Source organism: Kribbella lupini (genome assembly GCF_039529595.1).
Taxonomy (GTDB): Bacteria; Actinomycetota; Actinomycetes; order Propionibacteriales; family Kribbellaceae; genus Kribbella; species Kribbella lupini.
In genome coordinates this window covers 1,160,742-1,178,843 of the sequence record NZ_BAAANC010000003.1, presented here as the reverse complement: position 1 = coordinate 1,178,843, position 18,102 = coordinate 1,160,742, and the positions used below count along the sequence as shown (strand labels likewise).

At 69.9% G+C, this 18,102-nt stretch carries 20 protein-coding genes; 12 read left to right on the top strand and 8 right to left on the bottom strand.

Annotation, left to right across the window (positions count from 1 at the left end):
* Positions 1-12: 12 nt before the first annotated feature.
* The 3 genes from ABD235_RS31855 to ABD235_RS31845 all read right to left on the bottom strand — a co-directional run bounded on the left by ABD235_RS31855 (position 13) and on the right by ABD235_RS31845 (position 2,700).
* Positions 13-1,023, bottom strand: coding sequence for a LacI family DNA-binding transcriptional regulator (locus tag ABD235_RS31855; protein ID WP_344180919.1), 1,011 nt, complete (start codon positions 1,021-1,023; stop codon positions 13-15).
* A gap of 108 nt (positions 1,024-1,131) precedes the next feature.
* The gene (locus ABD235_RS31850; RefSeq protein WP_344180917.1) at positions 1,132-1,923 is read right to left on the bottom strand and encodes an LLM class flavin-dependent oxidoreductase; all 792 of its coding nucleotides are present in this window, start codon (positions 1,921-1,923) and stop codon (positions 1,132-1,134) included.
* 36 nt (positions 1,924-1,959) lie between these two features.
* A complete protein-coding gene (locus tag ABD235_RS31845; protein WP_344180915.1) occupies positions 1,960-2,700 on the bottom strand; it encodes an SDR family oxidoreductase in 741 nt (246 codons plus the stop codon).
* A 163-nt stretch (positions 2,701-2,863) separates the two neighbouring features.
* Here ABD235_RS31845 and ABD235_RS31840 point away from each other — a divergent pair, with 163 nt between their 5' ends.
* From ABD235_RS31840 to ABD235_RS31830, 3 genes are read left to right on the top strand one after another with little or no spacing between them, the layout of a single operon-like run.
* Positions 2,864-4,336, top strand: coding sequence for an AlkA N-terminal domain-containing protein (locus ABD235_RS31840; protein ID WP_344180913.1), 1,473 nt, complete (start codon positions 2,864-2,866; stop codon positions 4,334-4,336).
* A gap of 1 nt (position 4,337) precedes the next feature.
* On the top strand, positions 4,338-4,877 hold the full coding sequence (locus ABD235_RS31835) for a GNAT family N-acetyltransferase (RefSeq protein WP_344180911.1): 540 nt from the start codon (positions 4,338-4,340) through the stop codon (positions 4,875-4,877).
* Between the two features lies 1 nt (position 4,878).
* The gene (locus ABD235_RS31830; protein ID WP_344180909.1) at positions 4,879-5,364 is read left to right on the top strand and encodes a methylated-DNA--[protein]-cysteine S-methyltransferase; all 486 of its coding nucleotides are present in this window, start codon (positions 4,879-4,881) and stop codon (positions 5,362-5,364) included.
* Between the two features lie 10 nt (positions 5,365-5,374).
* On the opposite strand, the gene ABD235_RS31825 is transcribed toward ABD235_RS31830, so the two are convergent.
* Positions 5,375-6,043, bottom strand: a complete 669-nt coding sequence (locus tag ABD235_RS31825; protein ID WP_344180907.1) for a hypothetical protein — start codon at positions 6,041-6,043, stop codon at positions 5,375-5,377.
* 91 nt (positions 6,044-6,134) lie between these two features.
* On the opposite strand from ABD235_RS31825, the gene ABD235_RS31820 reads away from it, so the two are divergent.
* Positions 6,135-6,731, top strand: coding sequence for a YdeI/OmpD-associated family protein (locus tag ABD235_RS31820; protein WP_344180905.1), 597 nt, complete (start codon positions 6,135-6,137; stop codon positions 6,729-6,731).
* Here ABD235_RS31820 and ABD235_RS31815 read toward each other — a convergent pair whose 3' ends face one another.
* Both ABD235_RS31815 and ABD235_RS31810 read right to left on the bottom strand, forming a co-directional pair.
* Entirely contained in the window at positions 6,732-7,943 is a 1,212-nt protein-coding gene (locus ABD235_RS31815) for a cation:proton antiporter (RefSeq protein ID WP_344180903.1), read from the bottom strand.
* 10 nt (positions 7,944-7,953) lie between these two features.
* The gene (locus tag ABD235_RS31810) at positions 7,954-8,436 is read right to left on the bottom strand and encodes a cation:proton antiporter regulatory subunit (protein WP_344180901.1); all 483 of its coding nucleotides are present in this window, start codon (positions 8,434-8,436) and stop codon (positions 7,954-7,956) included.
* 144 nt (positions 8,437-8,580) lie between these two features.
* Here ABD235_RS31810 and ABD235_RS31805 point away from each other — a divergent pair, with 144 nt between their 5' ends.
* The 6 genes from ABD235_RS31805 to ABD235_RS31780 all read left to right on the top strand — a co-directional run bounded on the left by ABD235_RS31805 (position 8,581) and on the right by ABD235_RS31780 (position 15,663).
* The gene (locus tag ABD235_RS31805; protein ID WP_344180899.1) at positions 8,581-9,126 is read left to right on the top strand and encodes a PadR family transcriptional regulator; all 546 of its coding nucleotides are present in this window, start codon (positions 8,581-8,583) and stop codon (positions 9,124-9,126) included.
* A complete protein-coding gene (locus ABD235_RS31800; RefSeq protein WP_344180897.1) occupies positions 9,123-11,150 on the top strand; it encodes an oxidoreductase in 2,028 nt (675 codons plus the stop codon). Before ABD235_RS31805 ends, ABD235_RS31800 begins: the two co-directional genes overlap by 4 nt.
* Positions 11,151-11,227: 77 nt before the next feature.
* Positions 11,228-12,049, top strand: coding sequence for an ABC transporter ATP-binding protein (locus tag ABD235_RS31795; protein ID WP_344180894.1), 822 nt, complete (start codon positions 11,228-11,230; stop codon positions 12,047-12,049).
* A 7-nt stretch (positions 12,050-12,056) separates the two neighbouring features.
* Positions 12,057-13,031: an ABC transporter substrate-binding protein gene (locus ABD235_RS31790; RefSeq protein ID WP_344180892.1), complete on the top strand. Its 975-nt coding sequence runs from the start codon at positions 12,057-12,059 to the stop codon at positions 13,029-13,031.
* On the top strand, positions 13,028-15,118 hold the full coding sequence (locus tag ABD235_RS31785) for an iron ABC transporter permease (protein ID WP_344180891.1): 2,091 nt from the start codon (positions 13,028-13,030) through the stop codon (positions 15,116-15,118). Before ABD235_RS31790 ends, ABD235_RS31785 begins: the two co-directional genes overlap by 4 nt.
* Before the next feature lie 158 nt (positions 15,119-15,276).
* Positions 15,277-15,663: a hypothetical protein gene (locus ABD235_RS31780; protein ID WP_344180889.1), complete on the top strand. Its 387-nt coding sequence runs from the start codon at positions 15,277-15,279 to the stop codon at positions 15,661-15,663.
* Here ABD235_RS31780 and ABD235_RS31775 read toward each other — a convergent pair.
* Positions 15,622-16,335 carry an alpha/beta fold hydrolase gene (locus ABD235_RS31775; protein ID WP_344180887.1) on the bottom strand — a complete coding sequence of 238 codons (714 nt, stop codon included), beginning with the start codon at positions 16,333-16,335 and terminating at the stop codon, positions 15,622-15,624. The two genes, ABD235_RS31780 and ABD235_RS31775, sit on opposite strands and share 42 nt — an antisense overlap.
* Positions 16,336-16,416: 81 nt before the next feature.
* Between ABD235_RS31775 and ABD235_RS31770 the strand changes: the two genes are divergently transcribed.
* Positions 16,417-17,226, top strand: a complete 810-nt coding sequence (locus ABD235_RS31770) for an AraC family transcriptional regulator (protein WP_344180885.1) — start codon at positions 16,417-16,419, stop codon at positions 17,224-17,226.
* 9 nt (positions 17,227-17,235) lie between these two features.
* Here ABD235_RS31770 and ABD235_RS31765 read toward each other — a convergent pair whose 3' ends face one another.
* The gene (locus tag ABD235_RS31765) at positions 17,236-17,802 is read right to left on the bottom strand and encodes an HhH-GPD-type base excision DNA repair protein (RefSeq protein ID WP_344180883.1); all 567 of its coding nucleotides are present in this window, start codon (positions 17,800-17,802) and stop codon (positions 17,236-17,238) included.
* Between the two features lie 67 nt (positions 17,803-17,869).
* On the opposite strand from ABD235_RS31765, the gene ABD235_RS31760 reads away from it, so the two are divergent.
* Positions 17,870-18,022, top strand: coding sequence for a hypothetical protein (locus ABD235_RS31760; RefSeq protein ID WP_344180881.1), 153 nt, complete (start codon positions 17,870-17,872; stop codon positions 18,020-18,022).
* Positions 18,023-18,102 lie beyond the last annotated feature (80 nt).

The window sequence follows — 18,102 nt, the reverse complement described above, 5'->3', positions numbered from 1 at the left end:
CGCACCGCGTCATCAGCCGGGGGCTGAGCTGCCCCTGACGATCAGTTCGGGTTGCAGCAGGCGTTCGGCCGGCGCCTCGGACTCGGCCGGACCAGTCAGGATGTCGATCAGTTCGTGGGCGATCAGGTCGATCGGCTGGCGCACCGTGGTCAGCGCGGGAGAAACGACCGAAGCCAGCGGCGAGTCGTCGAACCCGGTCACCGCGACATCCGTCCCGGCGGCCAGGCCACGCCGGTTCAGTTCCCGCATCGCACCCAGCGCCAGTACGTCGCTCAGGGCAACGATCGCGTCGACCGGTTCGGATGCGTCGAGCAACGAAGCGGCCCCCCGCGCACCCTCGTCGAAGGTGTCCTCGACGCAGTGCACCGCGAGCCCGTCCACCGGCAGTCCCAGCTCGACGCAGGTGTCACGCCACCCGGTGAGCCGGTCCTCCGCCAGCCCCGACGTCCGCGGCCACCCGAGGAACCCGATCCGCCGCCGCCCACCGTCGTACAGGTGCCGCGTCGCCATCGCACACCCACCGGCGCCGTCGACATCGACGTACGGGCCCGGCTGCGTGGACTCCTTCCACACCCGCCCGAACGACACGAACGGGATCGCCTGCTCCTTCAACCACCCGTGCCGCGGATCGTGCGTCTCGGTCTGCGACAGCACGAACCCGTCCACCAACCGCCGCGCGTGCAGGTCGTCGTACACCGACATCCCGTCGGCGCCGGAAGGGGCCGTGAACAACAAGATGTGCCGTCCGGTCGTCTCCGCCGCCGCGCACAAGGCGTGCAGGAACTGGTCCATCACCAGATGCGCCTGCCCACCGTGCCAGCTCGGCACGCAGTACCCGATCAGCTCGACCGCGCTGGTCCGCAACGACCGGGCGTTACGATTGGGCCGGTAGTTGAGCAGCTCGATCGACCGTGTCACCCGCTCGAGCGTGTCCGGCCGCAGCCGGTGCGGAGCGTTCAACGCATTGGAAACGGTCTGCACCGACACATCAGCATGCGCCGCCACCTGCTTGAGCGTAGCCACCAGGACCCCCTCACCAGCCGACCGTTTGAACGTTAAAATTCCCCCGCAGTCTCACCCGCCCGAACCTGAGTTGTCAACAGGTCACCGCCTGGAGACAGCTCGGCCGGGTCAGAGCTGTGGAGGGCCGGCGCGGAGGATCTGTTCGGCTTCGGCGAGCGGGCCGGGGGCGATCCAGCGGCCCCACCAGGTGGCGCCGGCTTCGGCGAAAGCCGCAGGATCGCCGCCGCTGACCTTGATGGCGAAGTCGTTGCCTCGTTCGGCCCTCAGGGCGCGGACGTCCTCGGGGAGGATCGGGAGCGAGGCCGTGGTCGGGCCTTTGTAGGCGCAGGAGCCGTCCCAGCGCAGGATTCTTCGGCGTACGGCGGGCAGCAGCAAGTTGCCGCCGATCCAGATCGGGATCCTGGGGCGCTGGATCGGGCGGGCGGTGAGTTGGGCGCCGTCGAGTTGGTAGTGCTTTCCCTGGTGGTGAACGGGCTCGCCCGACCACAGCGCGTCGATCACCTGCAGGCCTTCGTCGAGCATCTCGGCGAGCACCCGCGGATCGATCGTCTCCCCGACGCCGCCGAGGAACGGGCCCGCGGGATCGCCGATCCCGACGCCGAGGATCATTCGCCCGCCCGACAGGTGATCCAGCGCGACCGCCTCGGCCGCAACCTTCCACGGCCGCCGGCGGGGGAGCGGCGTCACCGTCGTACCCAATCGCACGCGGCTCGTCGCACAAGCCATCGCCGCCAGACAGATCCACGGGTCGTACGTCGGCAGCGAGGTGCCTTGGTAGGCGAGATAGTCCTCGAGAAACACCCCGTCCCACCCGGAGTCCTCGGCAATCCGGGCGAGATCCGCCAACCCCCGCGGATCCCGCCCGTCGCCCACCGCCCCGAAGGTCACCGAGAACTTCATCCGGTCACCGTAGACGGCTTCACCGACAGAGCGACCTCATGCAGCGTGGCCGCCGTCGATGGTGAGTTCGGTGCCGGTGATGTACGCCGCGCTGGGTCCGGCTAGATAAACGATCAAGGCCGCCACCTCCTCCGGAGTCCCGAAGCGCGGCAGTGCGAGCGCACCCCGCTGCGCTTCGGCGTACGGACCATCGGCCGGGTTCATCGCCGTGTCCGTCGGGCCAGGCTGTACGACGTTCGACGTGATCCCGCGCGGCCCCAGGTCCCGGGCGAGCCCCTTGCTCATCCCCACGACGGCCGACTTGCTCAGCGCGTACAGCGTCATCCCCGGCCCGGCGTTTCGCTCGGCGATCGTGCTGCCGACGTGGATCATCCGCCCGCCGTCCGCCAACCGCGCGGCAGCAGCCCGGGCAGCGACGTACGCCCCACGCACGTTGACCGCGATCACCCGATCCACCTCGTCCAGAGCAACCTCCGAGATCAGACCGCTCGTCCCGACGCCCGCGTTGTTCACCAGCACATCGAGCCCGCCCAGCGCGTCAACGGCTCGCCCGACCATCTCCTCAACCGCCGCGGCATCCCCAGCATCAGCCTGGAAGGCAAACCCCCGCCGCCCGGCCGCCTCGATCTGCTTCACCACATCCGCCGCGTCCGAAGCCGCGCTCTGGTAGGTGATCGCCACATCAGCCCCGGCCGCAGCGAGCGCGATCGCCGTAGCAGCGCCGATCCCGCGGCTCCCACCGGTCACCAGCGCCAGCTTGCCCGTCAGGTCGTTCATGATTCTCCTTCGTCGGAAGTCCTGTACGACGTCCACTCCACCGCCCCGCACCCCCGCCCGGCTGGCGAGAAAACGGCACCAGGACCTCACGTCGTTTTCCCGCCACACCTCGATGGCGCAAATCCGCTAGAAACTGTCGGCGCCGCCCGCGATGCTGGTCTGCGTGTACGAATGTGTCGAGCGGTGCGTGCGAGCGGTCCAGTCCAAGGACGCGCGGTTCGACGGCTGGTTCTTCACCGCCGTGCTGACCACGAAGATCTACTGCCGCCCGAGCTGCCCGGTGGTCCCGCCCAAGGTCGAGAACATGCGGTTCTACCCGAGCGCCGCCGCGGCCCAGCAGGCCGGCTTCCGCGCCTGCAAGCGCTGCCGCCCCGACGCCAGCCCGGGCTCCCCGGAGTGGAACGACCGCGCCGATCTGGTCGCTCGCGCGATGCGCCTGATCAGCGACGGCGTCGTCGACCGCGACGGCGTGCCAGGCCTCGCCACCCACCTCGGGTACAGCGTGCGCCAGGTGCAGCGTCAGCTCCAGGCCGAGCTCGGGGCCGGCCCGCTCGCCCTCGCGCGGGCGCAGCGGGCGCAGACCGCGCGGATGCTGATCGAGACCAGCGACCTGCAGATGGCCGACGTCGCGTTCGCCTCGGGGTTCTCCAGCGTCCGCACGTTCAACGAGACCGTCCAGGAAGTCTTCGCGCTGTCGCCGAGCGAGCTGCGCGGCCGGGCCAAGCGCGGCTCGCACCCGACCGCCCCGGGCACGATCTCGCTGCGACTGCCGTTCCGCGCGCCGCTCACCCCGGACAACCTGTTCGGCCACCTGATCGCCACCGGCGTACCGGGTGTCGAGGAGTGGTACGGCGGCGCCTACCGCCGGACCCTGCGACTTCCGCACGGCCACGGCGTCGTGTCGCTGCGGCCGATGCCCGACCACATCGCCTGCCAGCTGTCGCTGACCGACCAGCGCGACCTCGCGATCGCGATCAGCCGCTGCCGCCGGATGCTGGACCTGGACGCCGACCCGATCGCCGTCGACGAGCTGCTCGCCGAGGACCCGTTCCTCGCGCCGCTGATCGCGAAGGCGCCGGGCCGCCGCGTGCCGCGGACGGTCGACGGCGAGGAGTTCGCCGTCCGGGCGGTGCTCGGTCAGCAGGTGTCGACGGCCGCCGCGCGGACGCACGCGAGCCGTCTCGTCCAGGCGTACGGCGAACCGATCGACGACCCGGCCGGCGGCCTGACCCACCTGTTCCCGACGATGCAGGCGCTGGCCGGGCTCGACCCGGAGACGCTGGCGTTCCCGAAGTCACGCCGTACGACGTTGACCACGCTGATCGCGACCCTCGCGGCCGGCGAGATCGACCTCGGCGCGGGCAGCGACTGGGACCAGGCCCGCGCGCAGCTGGCCGCGCTGCCCGGCATCGGCCCGTGGACGGTCGAGTCGATCGCGATGCGCGCGCTCGGTGACCCGGACGCCTTCGTGGCTAGCGATCTGGGCATCCGGTACGCCGCCCGCGACCTCGGGTTGCCCGAGGCCCCCAAACCGCTGATCGAGCACGCCCGGGCCTGGCGGCCGTGGCGCGCGTACGCCGTCCAGTACCTGTGGGCGACCGGAGACCATGCCATCAACAAGATCCCGACGGAGTGAGATGACCGAGACCCTGAAGACCGACCGGCTCCTGCTCAGGCCCTTTCGCGACGCCGACCGCGAGCCGTTCGCGGCGCTGAACGCCGACCCGGCGGTGATGGAGCACTTCCCCGCGCCGATGACGCGCGAGGAGAGCGACGGGCTGGTCGACCGGATCATGACCCAGTACGACGCCTGGGGCTTCTGCCTGTGGGCCGTGGAGATCCAGGAGACCGGGAAGTTCATCGGCTTCACCGGGTTGTCCCGGCCGTCGTTCGACGCGCACTTCATGCCCGCGGTCGAGATCGGCTGGCGGCTGTCGAAGGATGCCTGGGGCAACGGTTACGCGACCGAGGCGGCGTTCGCCGCGCTCGACCACGGCTTCGGCCCGGCCGGGCTGGACGAGATCGTCTCCTTCACGGCGACGACGAACCTCCCGTCCCAGCGGGTGATGCAGAAGATCGGCATGACGCACGACGAGGCCGGCGACTTCGACCACCCGCGCCTGCCCGACGGCCACCGCCTGCAGCGGCACGTCCTCTACCGCATCGCCCGGCCCTGACATGCCGTACGCCGTACTGGAGAGCCCGATCGGCGACCTCACCCTCGTCGGCTCACCCGCCGACGAGCTGGTCGGCCTCTACCTGGAGCAGCACCGCCACCGCCCGGCCCTGGAAACGTTCGGCCTCCGCGACGACACGATCCTGCCCAAGGTCGTCGACCAGCTCACCGAGTACTTCGCCGGCGAGCGCACCACCTTCGACGTCCCGCTCGCTCCGGTCGGAACGCCTTTCCAGCAAGAGGTCTGGACCGCGCTGCTCGACATCCCGTACGGCACCACCACGACGTACGGCGAACTGGCCCTTGCCCTGGGCAAGCCGCTGACCGCGTCGAGGGCCGTCGGCCTCGCCAACGGCAAGAACCCGATCAGCATCATCGTCCCGTGCCACCGAGTCGTCGGCTCCACCGGCAGCCTCACCGGCTACGGCGGCGGCCTGCCCCGCAAACAGCAACTCCTCGACCTCGAACGCGGCGACGCCCTCTTCTAGGCGTATCTCCCTAGGCCCACGACTCGCTGAACAAGAGCGTCCCCTCCGGCACGCCGACCTCGTCGACCATCGCCTCGGCGGACACGTCGTCGTCCTCGCCGTCCTCGGCGCTGTCGACGAGGTCGCCCGGCTGCTCGTAGTCGTCCGGTGCGACGTAGAGGCGGGTCGCCGCGAGCAGGCCGGTGCCCGGCAGATCCAGCCACGGCTCGCCCGCCTCGTGCAGCAACGCGTACACCGCCTGGGCCTCGTCGTTGACTGCGACGAGCGCGTCCGCCGCGTTCTCCTCCGGCTGCAGCCTCCGATGCGCCGCCCGCCCGGCGGTCAGCAGCTCCTCGGTGTCGCGCACGCCGAGATCGACCCGAGTGACCAGCGTCAGTACGGCGACAGGCCCGTCGTCCTCCGGCTCGTCGTCGAAGTCGTCCTCGTCGTCACCGTCGGGCGACACCAAGGTGCCGGTGTGATCGAGGACGGCGTGGTCCCACGCGCCGAGCAGCTTGCCGAGGGCAGCGTTCTCGGTGAACAGGTCCTCCCTCTCGGCGCTGCCACCGCGCAGACCGAGCAGCACGTCGGCGTGCGCCCGCAGGCCCTCGATCAACTCGTCGGTGCGCAGCCGCAGCGCCGCGCGGCTCTCGTCGGAGTACTGCTCGACGTACTGCTCGCTGTCCGGTGTCTCATCCATGGCACCGATCATCCTCCGAAATAAGTGCTCATTGGGTGAGCACTTATCTGCGCGACAGTGGAATCAGACGGCAAGCGAGAGGACCCCGGAGATGAGCAGCACGGTGGCGAAGGTGGACATGTCGGACACGCTGGCGGTGCGGCCGGCGGACGTCGACGAGTGGCGGGCCTGGCTGGCGGCCCACGGCGAGACCGAGCGGTCGGTCTGGTTGGTCGTGGGGCGCGGCGCGGCGGACGTGGTCGACTACGTCGCGGCGGTCGAGCACGCGTTGTGCTTCGGGTGGGTGGACAGCAAGACGATCAAGCGCGACGACTCCACGACGTACCAGTGCTTCACCCCGCGGAACCCGCGCAGCACCTGGAGCAAGGTGAATCGTGAGCGCGTCGCCCGGCTCACGGCGGAAGGCCTGATGGCACCCGCCGGCGCCGCGGTGATCGAGCGGGCGAAGCAGACCGGCGTGTGGGACGTCCTCGCCGAGGCGCAGAACCTGGTCGTCCCAGCCGACCTCCAGACGGAGCTCGACCGGAACGACCAGGCAGGCAAGCACTTCGCCAAGTTCCCGCCGTCGTCCAAGCGCCTGATCCTCGAGTGGATCGCCCTCGCGAAGCGCCCCGACACCCGCGCCCGGCGCATCCAGCAGACGGTCGAGCTCGCCGAGCTCAACCAGCGCGCCAACCACCCGAGATAGTCAGCTCCCGGTGTTGGCCGGGTCGTCGAGACGCTCTTGGGCCGGCACCGCCGGGGAAGGCGCCGTCTTCCGCCGGCTCGACAGCTTCTTCGCGACCGGCTCGGTGTACCGCGCGGCGACCGGCCCGAGGATCACCAGGATCAGCACGTACGCCGTAGCCAACGGACCCAGCCGCGGCTCGACCCCGACGGCCAGCCCCGCGATCACGATCGAGAACTCACCGCGCGCGACCAACGTCCCGCCGGCTCGCCACCGCCCGGCGGTCTTGATTCCGGCGCGCCTGGCGGCGTACCAGCCGGTGAGGATCTTGGTCAGTCCGGTGAACACTGCCAGCGCCAGCGCGACGCCGAGCACCGGCGGGATGTCCGCCGGGTCCGTGCTCAACCCGAAGAACACGAAGAACACCGCCGCGAACAGGTCGCGCAGCGGACTCAGCAGGTTCCGCGCGCCGTGCGCGACCTCGCCCGAGAGCGCGATCCCGACCAGGAACGCACCGACCGCCGCCGAGACCTGCAGCTTCGCCGCGATGCCCGCGACGAGCAGCGTCAGCCCCAGTACGACGAGCAGCAGCATCTCCGGGTTGTCCGAGGAGACCGCCCGGCTGATCATCCGCCCGTACCGCAGTGCGACGAACAGCACGATGCTCACCGTGCCGAGCGAGATCAGCAGCGTGATGCTCCCACCGGCCAGCCCGACGCCGGCCAGCAGCGCGGTCAGGATCGGCAGGTAGACCGCCATCGACAGGTCCTCGAGCACCAGGATCCCGAGAATCACCGGCGTCTCGCGGTTGCCCAGCCGACCCAGATCGCCGACCACCTTCGCGATCACGCCCGACGACGAGATCCAGGTGACACCGGCCAGCGCGACCGCCGCGACCGGACCCCAGCCGAGCATCAGCGCCACCGCCGCGCCCGGCAGGGCGTTCAGGACGAAGTCGACGACGCCGGACAGGTACTGCGTCTTCAGCGTGCTGACCAGATCGGCGGCCGTGTACTCCAGCCCGAGCAGCAACAGCAGCAGGATCACGCCGATCTCGGCGCCGGTGGCAACGAACTCCTCGCTCGCGTCGAGCGGCAGGAGGCCGCCGTGGCCGAAGGCGAGCCCGGCCAGCAGGTAGAGCGGGATCGGCGAGAAGCCGACCCGCCCGGCGATCCGGCCGAGGATGCCCAGGGCAAGGATCACCGCACCGAGCTCGATCAACAGCATCGTCATGTCATGCACGTCAGCCTCCCGAGATCAGGTCGGCGACGGCGTCCACACCTTCACGCGTACCGACCACGACGAGCGTGTCGCCGACGGTGAACCGGAAGTCCGGTGTCGGCGACGGCGTCGCGCCGGTCCGCCGCAGCACGGCCACGATCGAGGCGCCGGTCCGGCTGCGGGCCTGGGTGTCGCCGAGCGTGCGGCCGGAGTACGGCGAACGGCCGGTGATCGGGATCTGCTCGGTGACCAGGTCGATCTCGAGGTCGTTGCGCAGCGGGTCGATCGGCGTCGGGATCAGCAACTGGGCCAGCGCGCCGGCCTCGGCCGCGTCGAGCGGGACCGAGTTCGTGCAGTTGTCGTCGTCGTCGGGATCGTGGAAGCCCAGGAACCGCCGGCCGTCCTCGTGGACGACGATCGACACGTGCTTGCCGCCCTCAGTGACGAGGTCGTAGCGGGTGCCGATCCCGGGCAGCGTGGTCCGGGTCGGGTGGGCGTGGTCCATCGCGGGGTCCTTCGGCTCGAGAGAGGGATCGGTAGTGACAACCATTCTTTCGTACCGGGTGTTCCGCCGCTGTGACGTGTGCTGCAATCAGGTGCAGTGCAACCAGTTGCATAGATACGCTGGCGGAGTCAGGAGGTGGTCGCGATGGCGCTCGAGCACGCGCTGCTGGTCTCGCTCAGCGAGCGGGAGGGGTCCGGGTACGAGCTGGCCCGCCGGTTCGACCGGTCGATCGGGTTCTTCTGGGCGGCGACGCACCAGCAGATCTACCGGGTGCTGCGGCGGATGGAAGAGGCCGGCTGGGTCACCCACACCGACGTCGCGCAGGAGGGCCGGCCCGACAAGAAGGTCTACCGGGTCGCCGACGCCGGGCGCGCCGAGCTCACCCGCTGGCTGGCCGAGCCGGTCGAGCCGACCATGCTGCGCGACGAGCTGGGCGTGAAGCTGCGCGGCGCGTCCCTGGGCGACCTGGACGCCGTACGGCGTGAGGTCGAGCGGCACCGCGACGAGCACGCCGCGCGGCTGGCGGCGTACCAGGCGATCCAGCGGCGTGACTTCCCGAAGCCCTCGACGCTGTCGGGGCGTGAACTGCATCAGTACCTCGTGCTTCGCGGTGGAATCCGCGCCGAGCAGTCGTTCACCGACTGGTGCGACGAGGTCCTCCAGGCCCTGCGATCGGAAGGCCCCCGATGAACGACTCCGCGTACCCGACGTTGCTGGCGCCGCTCGATCTCGGCCACGTGACGCTGCCCAACCGGGTGATCATGGGCTCGATGCACACCGGTCTCGAGGACCGGGCGCGCGACCTGCCGAAGCTCGCGGCGTACTTCGCCGAACGCGCGCGCGGCGGCGTCGGCCTGATCGTCACCGGCGGCTACGCCCCGAACCGGACCGGCTGGCTCACGCCCTTCGGCTCCCGGCTGACCTCGCGCCGGCAAGCGCGCAAGCACCGGATCGTGACCGACGCCGTGCACGCCGAGGGCGGCCGGATCGCGCTGCAGATCCTGCACGCCGGGCGCTACGCGTACCACCCGTTCAGCGTCTCCGCGTCCGCGCTGAAGGCGCCGATCAACCCGTTCCGCCCGCGCGCGCTGTCCGACCGCGGCGTCCGGAAGCAGATCGACGCGTACGTCGAGTGCGCGGCGCTCGCGCAGGAGGCCGGGTACGACGGCGTCGAGATCATGGGCTCCGAGGGCTACTTCATCAACCAGTTCCTTGCCGAGCGCACCAATCGGCGGACCGACCGCTGGGGCGGCTCGCCCGAGAACCGTCGCCGGCTGGCCGTCGAGATCGTCCGCCGTACGCGGGAACGGGTCGGGCCGTCGTTCCTGATCATCTACCGGCTCTCGATGGCCGATCTGGTCGAGGGCGGCCAGACCTGGGCCGAGGTGATTGCTCTGGGCAAGGAGATCGAAGCCGCCGGCGCGTCGATCATCAACACCGGCATCGGCTGGCACGAAGCGCGCGTCCCGACGATCGTCACGTCGGTCCCGCGGGCCGCCTTCACCCCCGTCACCGCCGCCTTCCGGCCGTACGTGAACATCCCGGTCGTCACCTCGAACCGGATCAACCTGCCGCAGGTCGCCGAGGAGGTCCTCGCCCGCGGCGACGCCGACCTGGTCAGCCTGGCCCGGCCTTTCCTGGCCGACCCGGAATGGGTGCTCAAGGCAACGCAGTCTCGCGCCGACGAGATCAACGTGTGCATCGCCTGCAACCAGGCCTGCCTGGACCACGTCTTCGCGAAGAAGCCGGCCAGCTGCATGGTCAACCCCCGCGCGGCCCGCGAGACTGAGCTGGTGCTGCTGCCAACCCGGCGTACGAAGAAGATCGCGGTCGTCGGCGCGGGCCCCGCGGGACTGTCGGCTGCCGTCACGGCCGCCGAGCGCGGGCACGCCGTCGAACTCTTCGAAGCCGACGACGAGATCGGCGGCCAGTTCGGCATCGCCCGCCGCATCCCCGGCAAGGAGGAGTTCGCCGAGACGATCCGCTACTACCGCCGCCGCCTCGACCTCACCGGCGTCAAACTCCACCTCGGCCACCGAGCCACCCCCGAAGACCTCGCAGGCTTCGACGAGGTGATCATCGCCACCGGCGTGGTCCCGCGCATCCCGGCGATCCCCGGCATCGACCACCCCAGCGTCCTCTCGTACGCCGAACTGGTCCGCGGCCAACGCCCGGTAGGCCGCTCGGTCGCCGTCATCGGCGCCGGCGGCATCGGCGTCGACGTCACCGAATTCCTCACCACGGACGCCTCACCCACCCTCGACCTGGCCCTGTGGAAGTCCGAGTGGGGCGTAGGCAACCCCGTCGAAGACCGAGCCGGCCTGATTGAAGCCCACCCCGACCCCTCGCCCCGAGAGGTCTACCTCCTCCAACGCAAACCCGGCAAGATCGGCACCGGCCTCGGCAAGACCACCGGCTGGGTCCACCGAGCCGCCCTGAAGAACAAACAGGTCACCCAACTCCGAGCCGTCAACTACGAACGCATCGACGACGAGGGCCTCCACATCACCTTCGGCCCCAAACACGAAAACCCCCGCACCCTCGCGGTAGACAACGTGGTGATCTGCGCCGGCCAGGAATCCGTCAACGACTTGGCCCAAGCCCTCAGCGCCCGCGGCCAATCGGTTCACGTCATCGGCGGCGCCGACGTAGCCGCAGAACTGGACGCCAAACGAGCCATAGAACAAGGCACCCGCCTGGCCGCCAAGCTGTAAGAGGTGCCTTGCTGTGCAGGCTTGATCACGGTCTGCGAAGCTGACAGGCTGGGTTAGGTAAGGCTATCCTCTGCTCCATGCGAGGGTCAGTGGGGCTGGCGGGCGCCGGGTTGCGGCTGGGGTACCACGGGCGACTGGTGGTGGACGACGCCGCGCTGGGGATCGAGCCGGCGGGGGTGACCGCGCTGGTGGGGCCCAACGGGAGTGGGAAGTCGACGCTGCTGCGGGCGATGGCTCGGCTGCACAAGCCGGACGCCGGGACCGTGCGGTTCGCCGACGGCGAGGACGCGCTCGCGCTGTCGCAGAAGGACTTCGCGCGGAAGGTGACCTTGCTCTCGCAGTCGCGGCCGACGCCGAACGGCGTGAGCGTGCGGGACGTGGTCGGCTACGGCCGGCACCCGTACCGCGGGCGCTGGCGCAACGACGACCCCGACGGCAACGCGGCGATAGAGCACGCGATGGACGTCACTGGTGTCACCGGCATGGCCGAGCGCGCCGTCGACGAACTGTCCGGTGGTGAGCTGCAGCGCGTGTGGCTGGCCACCTGCCTGGCGCAGGACACCGGCGTCCTGCTGCTCGACGAGCCGACCACCTTCCTCGACCTGCGCTACCAGATCGAGATCCTCGACCTGATGCGCGAGCTCGCCGACGAGCACGGCGTGGCCGTCGGCGTCGTACTGCACGACCTGAACCAGGCGGCCGACGTGGCCGACCGCATCGTCCTGCTCGACCGAGGGCGGGTCCGGTCCACCGGTACGCCGGCCGAGGTCCTGCAGGCGGACACGTTGACCGAGACCTACGGGATCCGGATCGACGTCAGCACCGACCCGGCCACCGGGCGGATCAGCACGCAGCCGGTCGGCAGGCACCTGCACCGGCACATCCTTCAAGACATCTGAGGACCCGATGAGAAGAGTCACCGTCCTGGCCGCGAGCCTGCTGCTCGCCCTGACCGCCTGCGGCACCAGTGAGCCGACCGAGCCGCAGGCCGCCGACCAGTCCGCCACTGCTCAGCCGGTCTCGATCACCGACGCGCGGAACAAGAAGATCGACCTGCCCAAGCCCGCGGCCAAGGTCGTCGGCCTGGAGTGGGGCGTGGTCGAGAACCTGATCACCCTCGGCGTCCAGCCGGTCGGCGTCGCCGACGTGAAGGGCTACACCACCTGGGTGACCGCGGCGAAACTCGATGCCGGAGTCAAGGACGTCGGGACCCGCGGTGAGTCCAGCGTCGACGCGATCGTTGCCCTCAACCCCGATCTGATCATCACCACCACCGACGAGGCCGCGAACACGATCATGCAGCTGGAGAAGGCCGCGCCGGTCCTCGTCGTCCGGGGCGCGGACGCCAAGAACGCGATCCCGCAGATGAAGAAGAACCTCGAGCTGGTCGGCGCCGCGATCGGCAAGTCCAAGGAGGCCGCCGAGGCGAACGCCGCATTCGACCAGGCCGTTGCCGACGGCAAGAAGAAGATCGCCGACGCGGGCAAGGCCGGCGAGGGCTTCACGATGGCCGACGGGTACAAGCAGGGCAGCACGATCTCGATCCGGATGTTCACCAAGGGATCGCTGCTCGGCGCGGTGGCCGGCGAGCTCGGCCTGAAGAACAACTGGACCGGTGAGGGCGACCCCGACTACGGCCTGGCGCAGACCGACGTCGAGGGCCTGACCAAGCTCGGCGACGGCAGCTTCCTGTACATCGCCTCGACCGCCGACGGCGGTGACGTGTTCGGCGGCGACCTGGCGAAGAACGCGATCTGGAAGAACCTGCCGTTCGTGAAGTCCAACAGCGTGCACCGCCTGTCCGACGGGATCTGGATGTTCGGCGGACCGAAGTCGACCGAGCAGTTCATCGACGCCACGGTGCAGGCAGTCACCTCTTGACCCAGCTCACCACCGAGCGGCCCCAGGTCGCCGAAGCGCTCCAGCCGGTACGACGGATCCGCGTCGCCGGGGTGTTCGTCATCGCGCTGGCCGCGGTCGTCGTCCTGGCCGGCGTGCACCTGACGCAGGGGACCTCGTCGGTCGGCGCCGGAGACCTGCTCCGGCTGGTGATCGGCCAGGGCAGCGACGACTCGGCCAACGTCCTGGTCGCGTCCCGGCTGCCGCGGCTGCTGGCCGGCGTACTGGTCGGCCTCGCGCTCGGCGTCGCCGGCGCGGGGCTGCAGTCGCTCGCGCGCAACCCGCTCGCGTCGCCGGACACGCTCGGCGTCAACGCCGGCGCGTACTTGGCCGTCGTGGTTGTCGCCGCGTTCGGGATCAACCTGCCGGTGCTGCCGGCGGGCGGGGTCGCGTTCGCGGGCGGGCTGGCGGCCGCCGTACTGGTGCTCGCTTTGTCTGCCGGTGGGACGTCCGGGCCGACGCGGTTGATTCTCGCCGGGTCCGCGGTGGCGATGGCGTTGTCGGGAGTGACGACGCTGCTGATGCTGCTGCGGCGCGAGGAGACGATCGGGACCTTCGCGTGGGGGAGTGGGACGCTCGTCCAGACCGATCTCGACGCCGTCGGCCAGATGGCGCCGATCGTCGCGATCAGTCTGGTCGCGGCGCTCTGGCTGGCGTCGCGGCTCGACATCCTGTCGTTGGGCGACGACACCGCGGCGGTCCTTGGAGTGCGCGTACGGCGTACTCGGGTGTTGATCACGCTCGTCACGGTGATGTTGTCGGCGGCCGCTGTGACGGTGGCCGGGCCGGTCGGCTTCGTCGGGTTGGTCGCGCCGGTGCTCGTGCGGCTGGTGGCGCCGTTGGTGCCGGGGCTGATGCGGCACCGGGTGCTGCTGCCGCTGTCCGGGCTGTCGGGGATCTTGGTGGTGCTCGCGGCGGACGTCGTACTGCGGGCTGTGCTCGGTGGGCAGGCCGGGGTCGAGATTCCGACCGGCATCATGACGATGCTCGTCGGCGCGATCGTGCTGGTGTGGCTGGCGCGTCGGTACCGCGACTCAGGCCCCAGCCGTACGCCGGCCGGCGCATCGTCCGGGCTGCGCAGCCTGCGGACGTTCTGGATCGTCGTTGGTGTGCTGGCCGTGCTGCTGGTCGGTGCGGTGGTGTTCGCGATGCTTTCCGGTGATGCGTTCCTGCGGACCGGCGATATCGCGAACTGGATCAACGGGCGGTCTGGCCGGGCAATCACTTACGTCCTCGATCAGCGTTTCCCGCGGGTGTTGTCGGCTGTCTTGTGTGGTGCGGCTCTGGCGATCGCTGGTGCGACCGTTCAGGCCGTGTGCCGCAATCCGCTGGCCGAGCCGGGCATCCTCGGCATCACCGGTGGTGCCGGCGTCGGCGCCGTCGTCACGCTGATGGTCGTGCCCACGGCCGGCATCTGGCTCCTGTCCGGCGTCGCCTCCGCGGCGGCGCTGGGCACTTTCGCGCTGGTCTATCTGGTCTCCTGGAGGGGTGGGCTCAGTTCCGACCGGCTGGTGCTGATCGGGGTCGGCGTCAGCTCGGCGACGACCGCGATCATCACCTTCGTCATCGTGTACACCAACCCGTGGAACATCACGATGGCGATGACGTGGTTGTCGGGCAGTACGTACGGCCGCACGCTTCCCCAGGTCATCCCGGTGACCGCGGCGCTGCTCGTTCTGACTCCGGTAGTCGTGCTGGCCCGCCGCGAGCTCGACCTCCTGTCTTTGGACGACGACGTCCCGAGAATCCTCGGCGTCCGCCTCGAACGCACCCGCCTGCTGGCGTTGGCCGCGTCCGCGTTGTTGACGTCAGCCGCGGTCTCAGCCATCGGAGTCGTCGGCTTCGTAGGCCTGGTCGCCCCGCACGCGGCCCGAGCTCTGGTCGGCGGCCGCCACTCGCGCCTCCTCCCAGTGGCAGCTCTCCTAGGCGCCGTCCTCGTCTCAGTAGCCGACAGCCTCGGCCGCACCCTGCTGGCCCCGGCACAGATTCCCGCGGGCCTACTCACCGCGATGATCGGCGCGCCGTACTTCGTGTACCTGCTGTGGAGAACGCGCACGACGAAGCCGTAGAAGTACAAAGAACAGTGTCTCTGGTTGCTGCTGGCTTTCTGGTGACCCTGTGCTGGTAGCTGAGGTAGGCGAGGCCCGACGCTGGTCAGGCAGATGCCGGGCTTCGCGACTTCTGGCACGTTACTGAGGTGCTGCACCGCCGTCCGTAGGCTTGCCGTGTGCAGATCTCCTTGGCGGATGCGTTGGGGCTGGTGGTTCGGGATCTGGAGCGGACGGGTGGGTTGACGCTGCGGGTGCTGGATGAGCCGGTGGACAACCTCTACGGGTACGAGTCGGTGTGGATGTTGTCCGGGCGCAGGGCGCGGACGGGGCTGTCGGCGCCCTTGGAGATGGGGTCGGCCGAGCGGGTGGTGCATGTGGCCGATCAGGTGCAGGAGTTTGTGCTGGAAGAGTTGGGGCGGTTGGGGCGGCCGGCGAGTTGGCCGGAGTGTGGGGAGCATCCGGGGTCGCATCCGTTGGAGGCGAGGCTCGCCGAGGGCGGTCCGGAGTGGGTGTGTCCTAAGTCAGGGCGCGCGGTGAGCGCGATTGGTGGGTTGCAGGGCTGACTCGTGTTCGTCGAGGAGGATTGCGGCGACGGACTCGGGGGACTCGTGCATGGCGTTGTGGGCGGTGGGGAGGTCGTGGACCTGCCACTCGGGATCTGCTTCGAGGCGGGTGCGGAGGGCGGCGAAGGGGGTGCGGTCCTCCCAGCCTGAGCAGTAGACGAACTCGCGTCGGGGGACTTGGGCGAAGGCGCCGGTGAGCCTGATCGTTTGCAGGAACGCGGCGAGGGGGTGGGGGCGGCGGCGGGGGTCGCCGCCGGCCGGGGGCTGGACGGCGTACCCGGTGGTCGCGGCGCCGGAAGCGAACACCTGCCGGAAGTGGTCGTTCGTCGCCGACCAGCACGACTCGCCGTCGCGCGGTACGTAGGCGTCGAGGTGCACCAGGCGGGAGATCCGGCCGCCGGCGCGGTCGGCGGCGGCGGCGATCACCATCCCGGCGTAGCTGTGGCCGACCAGGGTGACGTCGTCGAGCTGGTGGTGGTCGAGGTGCCGCAGTACGTCGTCCGCGTGCGTGTCGAGGTTGGCGGTCGCGACCGCCGCGGTGTCGTCGTCCGGCCGCAGACCGGTCAGGGTCAGTGCGTGGACGGCGTGACCGTCGCGCTCCAGCAATGGGACCACTGCGTCGAAGGCCCAGGAACCCTTCCAGGCGCCGGGGACGAGGACGTAGGTCGTCATGGTGTTCTCCTTCTGTCGCAAGCCGTGACCTGAAGTCTCGCCAGCTCGAGGCATGGCTCGCTACCGCTAAAATGCCAACTGATGCCTGTTCCCCGCCAATCTCAGGCCGCCGGTGCGACGTCAGAGATCTGGCCCTCCGGCGGTCGGCACCTGTGGCCGTCCGGCGGGACCAGCGCGGTGCAGTCCCACAGCAGGGGCCACCTGGTCTATGCAGCCGGCGGTGTCCTGGCAGTTCACACCGAGCGCGGTACGTCGATCGTTCCCGCGAACCGGGTCGCCTGGACCCCCGCCGGGTTCACGCACTACCACCGCGCTCACGGCGACACGGACATGCGGATCGTCTTCCTTGCGCCATCCATGGCCCGGCTCGTACCGGAGCATCCCGCCGTGTTCCAGACGTCCGGTCTCGCCCGCGAACTGCTGCTCGCGCTGACCGGCCCTCGCAATTACGACCACGCCACGCCTGGCTACAGCCAGACCGCGCGTGCTCGCCTGGTACGAGTGCTCGTCGACGAACTTCGCGAAGCACCCGAACAGCCGCTGCATCTGCCGGAGCCTCGCGACGACCGGCTGCAAGCCGTCACCCGGAGGCTGTACGAGACGCCGGCCGACAACGCCACGCTGGCTGAGCTCGGGACCTCGATCGGAGCGAGCAGCCGCACGCTCAGTCGGTTGTTCCACGCCGAACTCGGCATGACCTTCTACGAGTGGCGCACGCAGCTACGCATCTACCACGCGCTCGTACTGCTGGCCGACGGCCACGACACCACGCACACCGCGACCGCCTGCGGATGGGCCAACCCCAGCAGCTTCATCGCGGCGTTCACCGGCATCATCGGTACGACGCCGGGACGCTACCGAGCTGATCGCCGTACCGCAGCTCAACTCTGAGAGCTGACGTCAGCCGGCTGCTTTGGCTGCGGCCTTCTTGGCTTGCTTGTACTCGCGGACCTTGAGGAGCGAGTCGGCGTCCACCACGTCGGCGACCGAGCGGTAGCCGTCCAGGGCGTAGTCGCCGGCGGCGGCCTCCCAGCCGTCGGGCTTGACGCCGAGTTGCTTGGCGAGGAGGGCGACGAAGATCTGGGCCTTCTGCTTGCCGAAGCCGGGGAGTTCCTGGACTCGTTTGAGGAGTTCCTTGCCGGTGTCGGGCTCGGTCCACAGGCGGGTGACGTCGCCGTCGTACTTGGACTCGATCAGCGCGGCGAGCTCCTGCAGGCGGGCCGCCATCGAGCCGGGGAAGCGGTGGATCGCGGGCGGCGTGCTGCAGAGCGCCTTGAACTCCTCGGGGTCGGCGGCGGCGATCGCGGCCGGGTCGAGGTTGCCGAACCGGCTCAGCACCTTCCAGCCGCCGCGGAACGCGTGCTCCATGCCGTACTGCTGGTCCAGCATCATCCCGACGAGCACGGCGAACGGGTACTGGTCGAGGACGCGGTCGGCCTCGGGTTCGTTGGCGATCTGGAAGCCCATGGGGACCATGGTAGGACCCGCTGCTGGTGCACACTGGTGGTTCACGCTGCCGAGTCCGGAGGTCCCGATGAGCGAGCCTGTGAACGACTACCGCCGCCTCCCGGATGCGGTTCGCCTCGAGGACACGGTTACGTCCGTCCCGGGGACGCCTGCTGCGGACCCGGATGCCGGCCGCAACATCGACCAGGACCTCGCCGTTGGAGTTCGAGACCTCGGCTGAGGTTCTTCAGGCATTTCCTGTACGGCGTACTTGTGCGTCGTACGGGTTGGTTGTGCCCCTGAAGGTCCGTGGTGATGCGG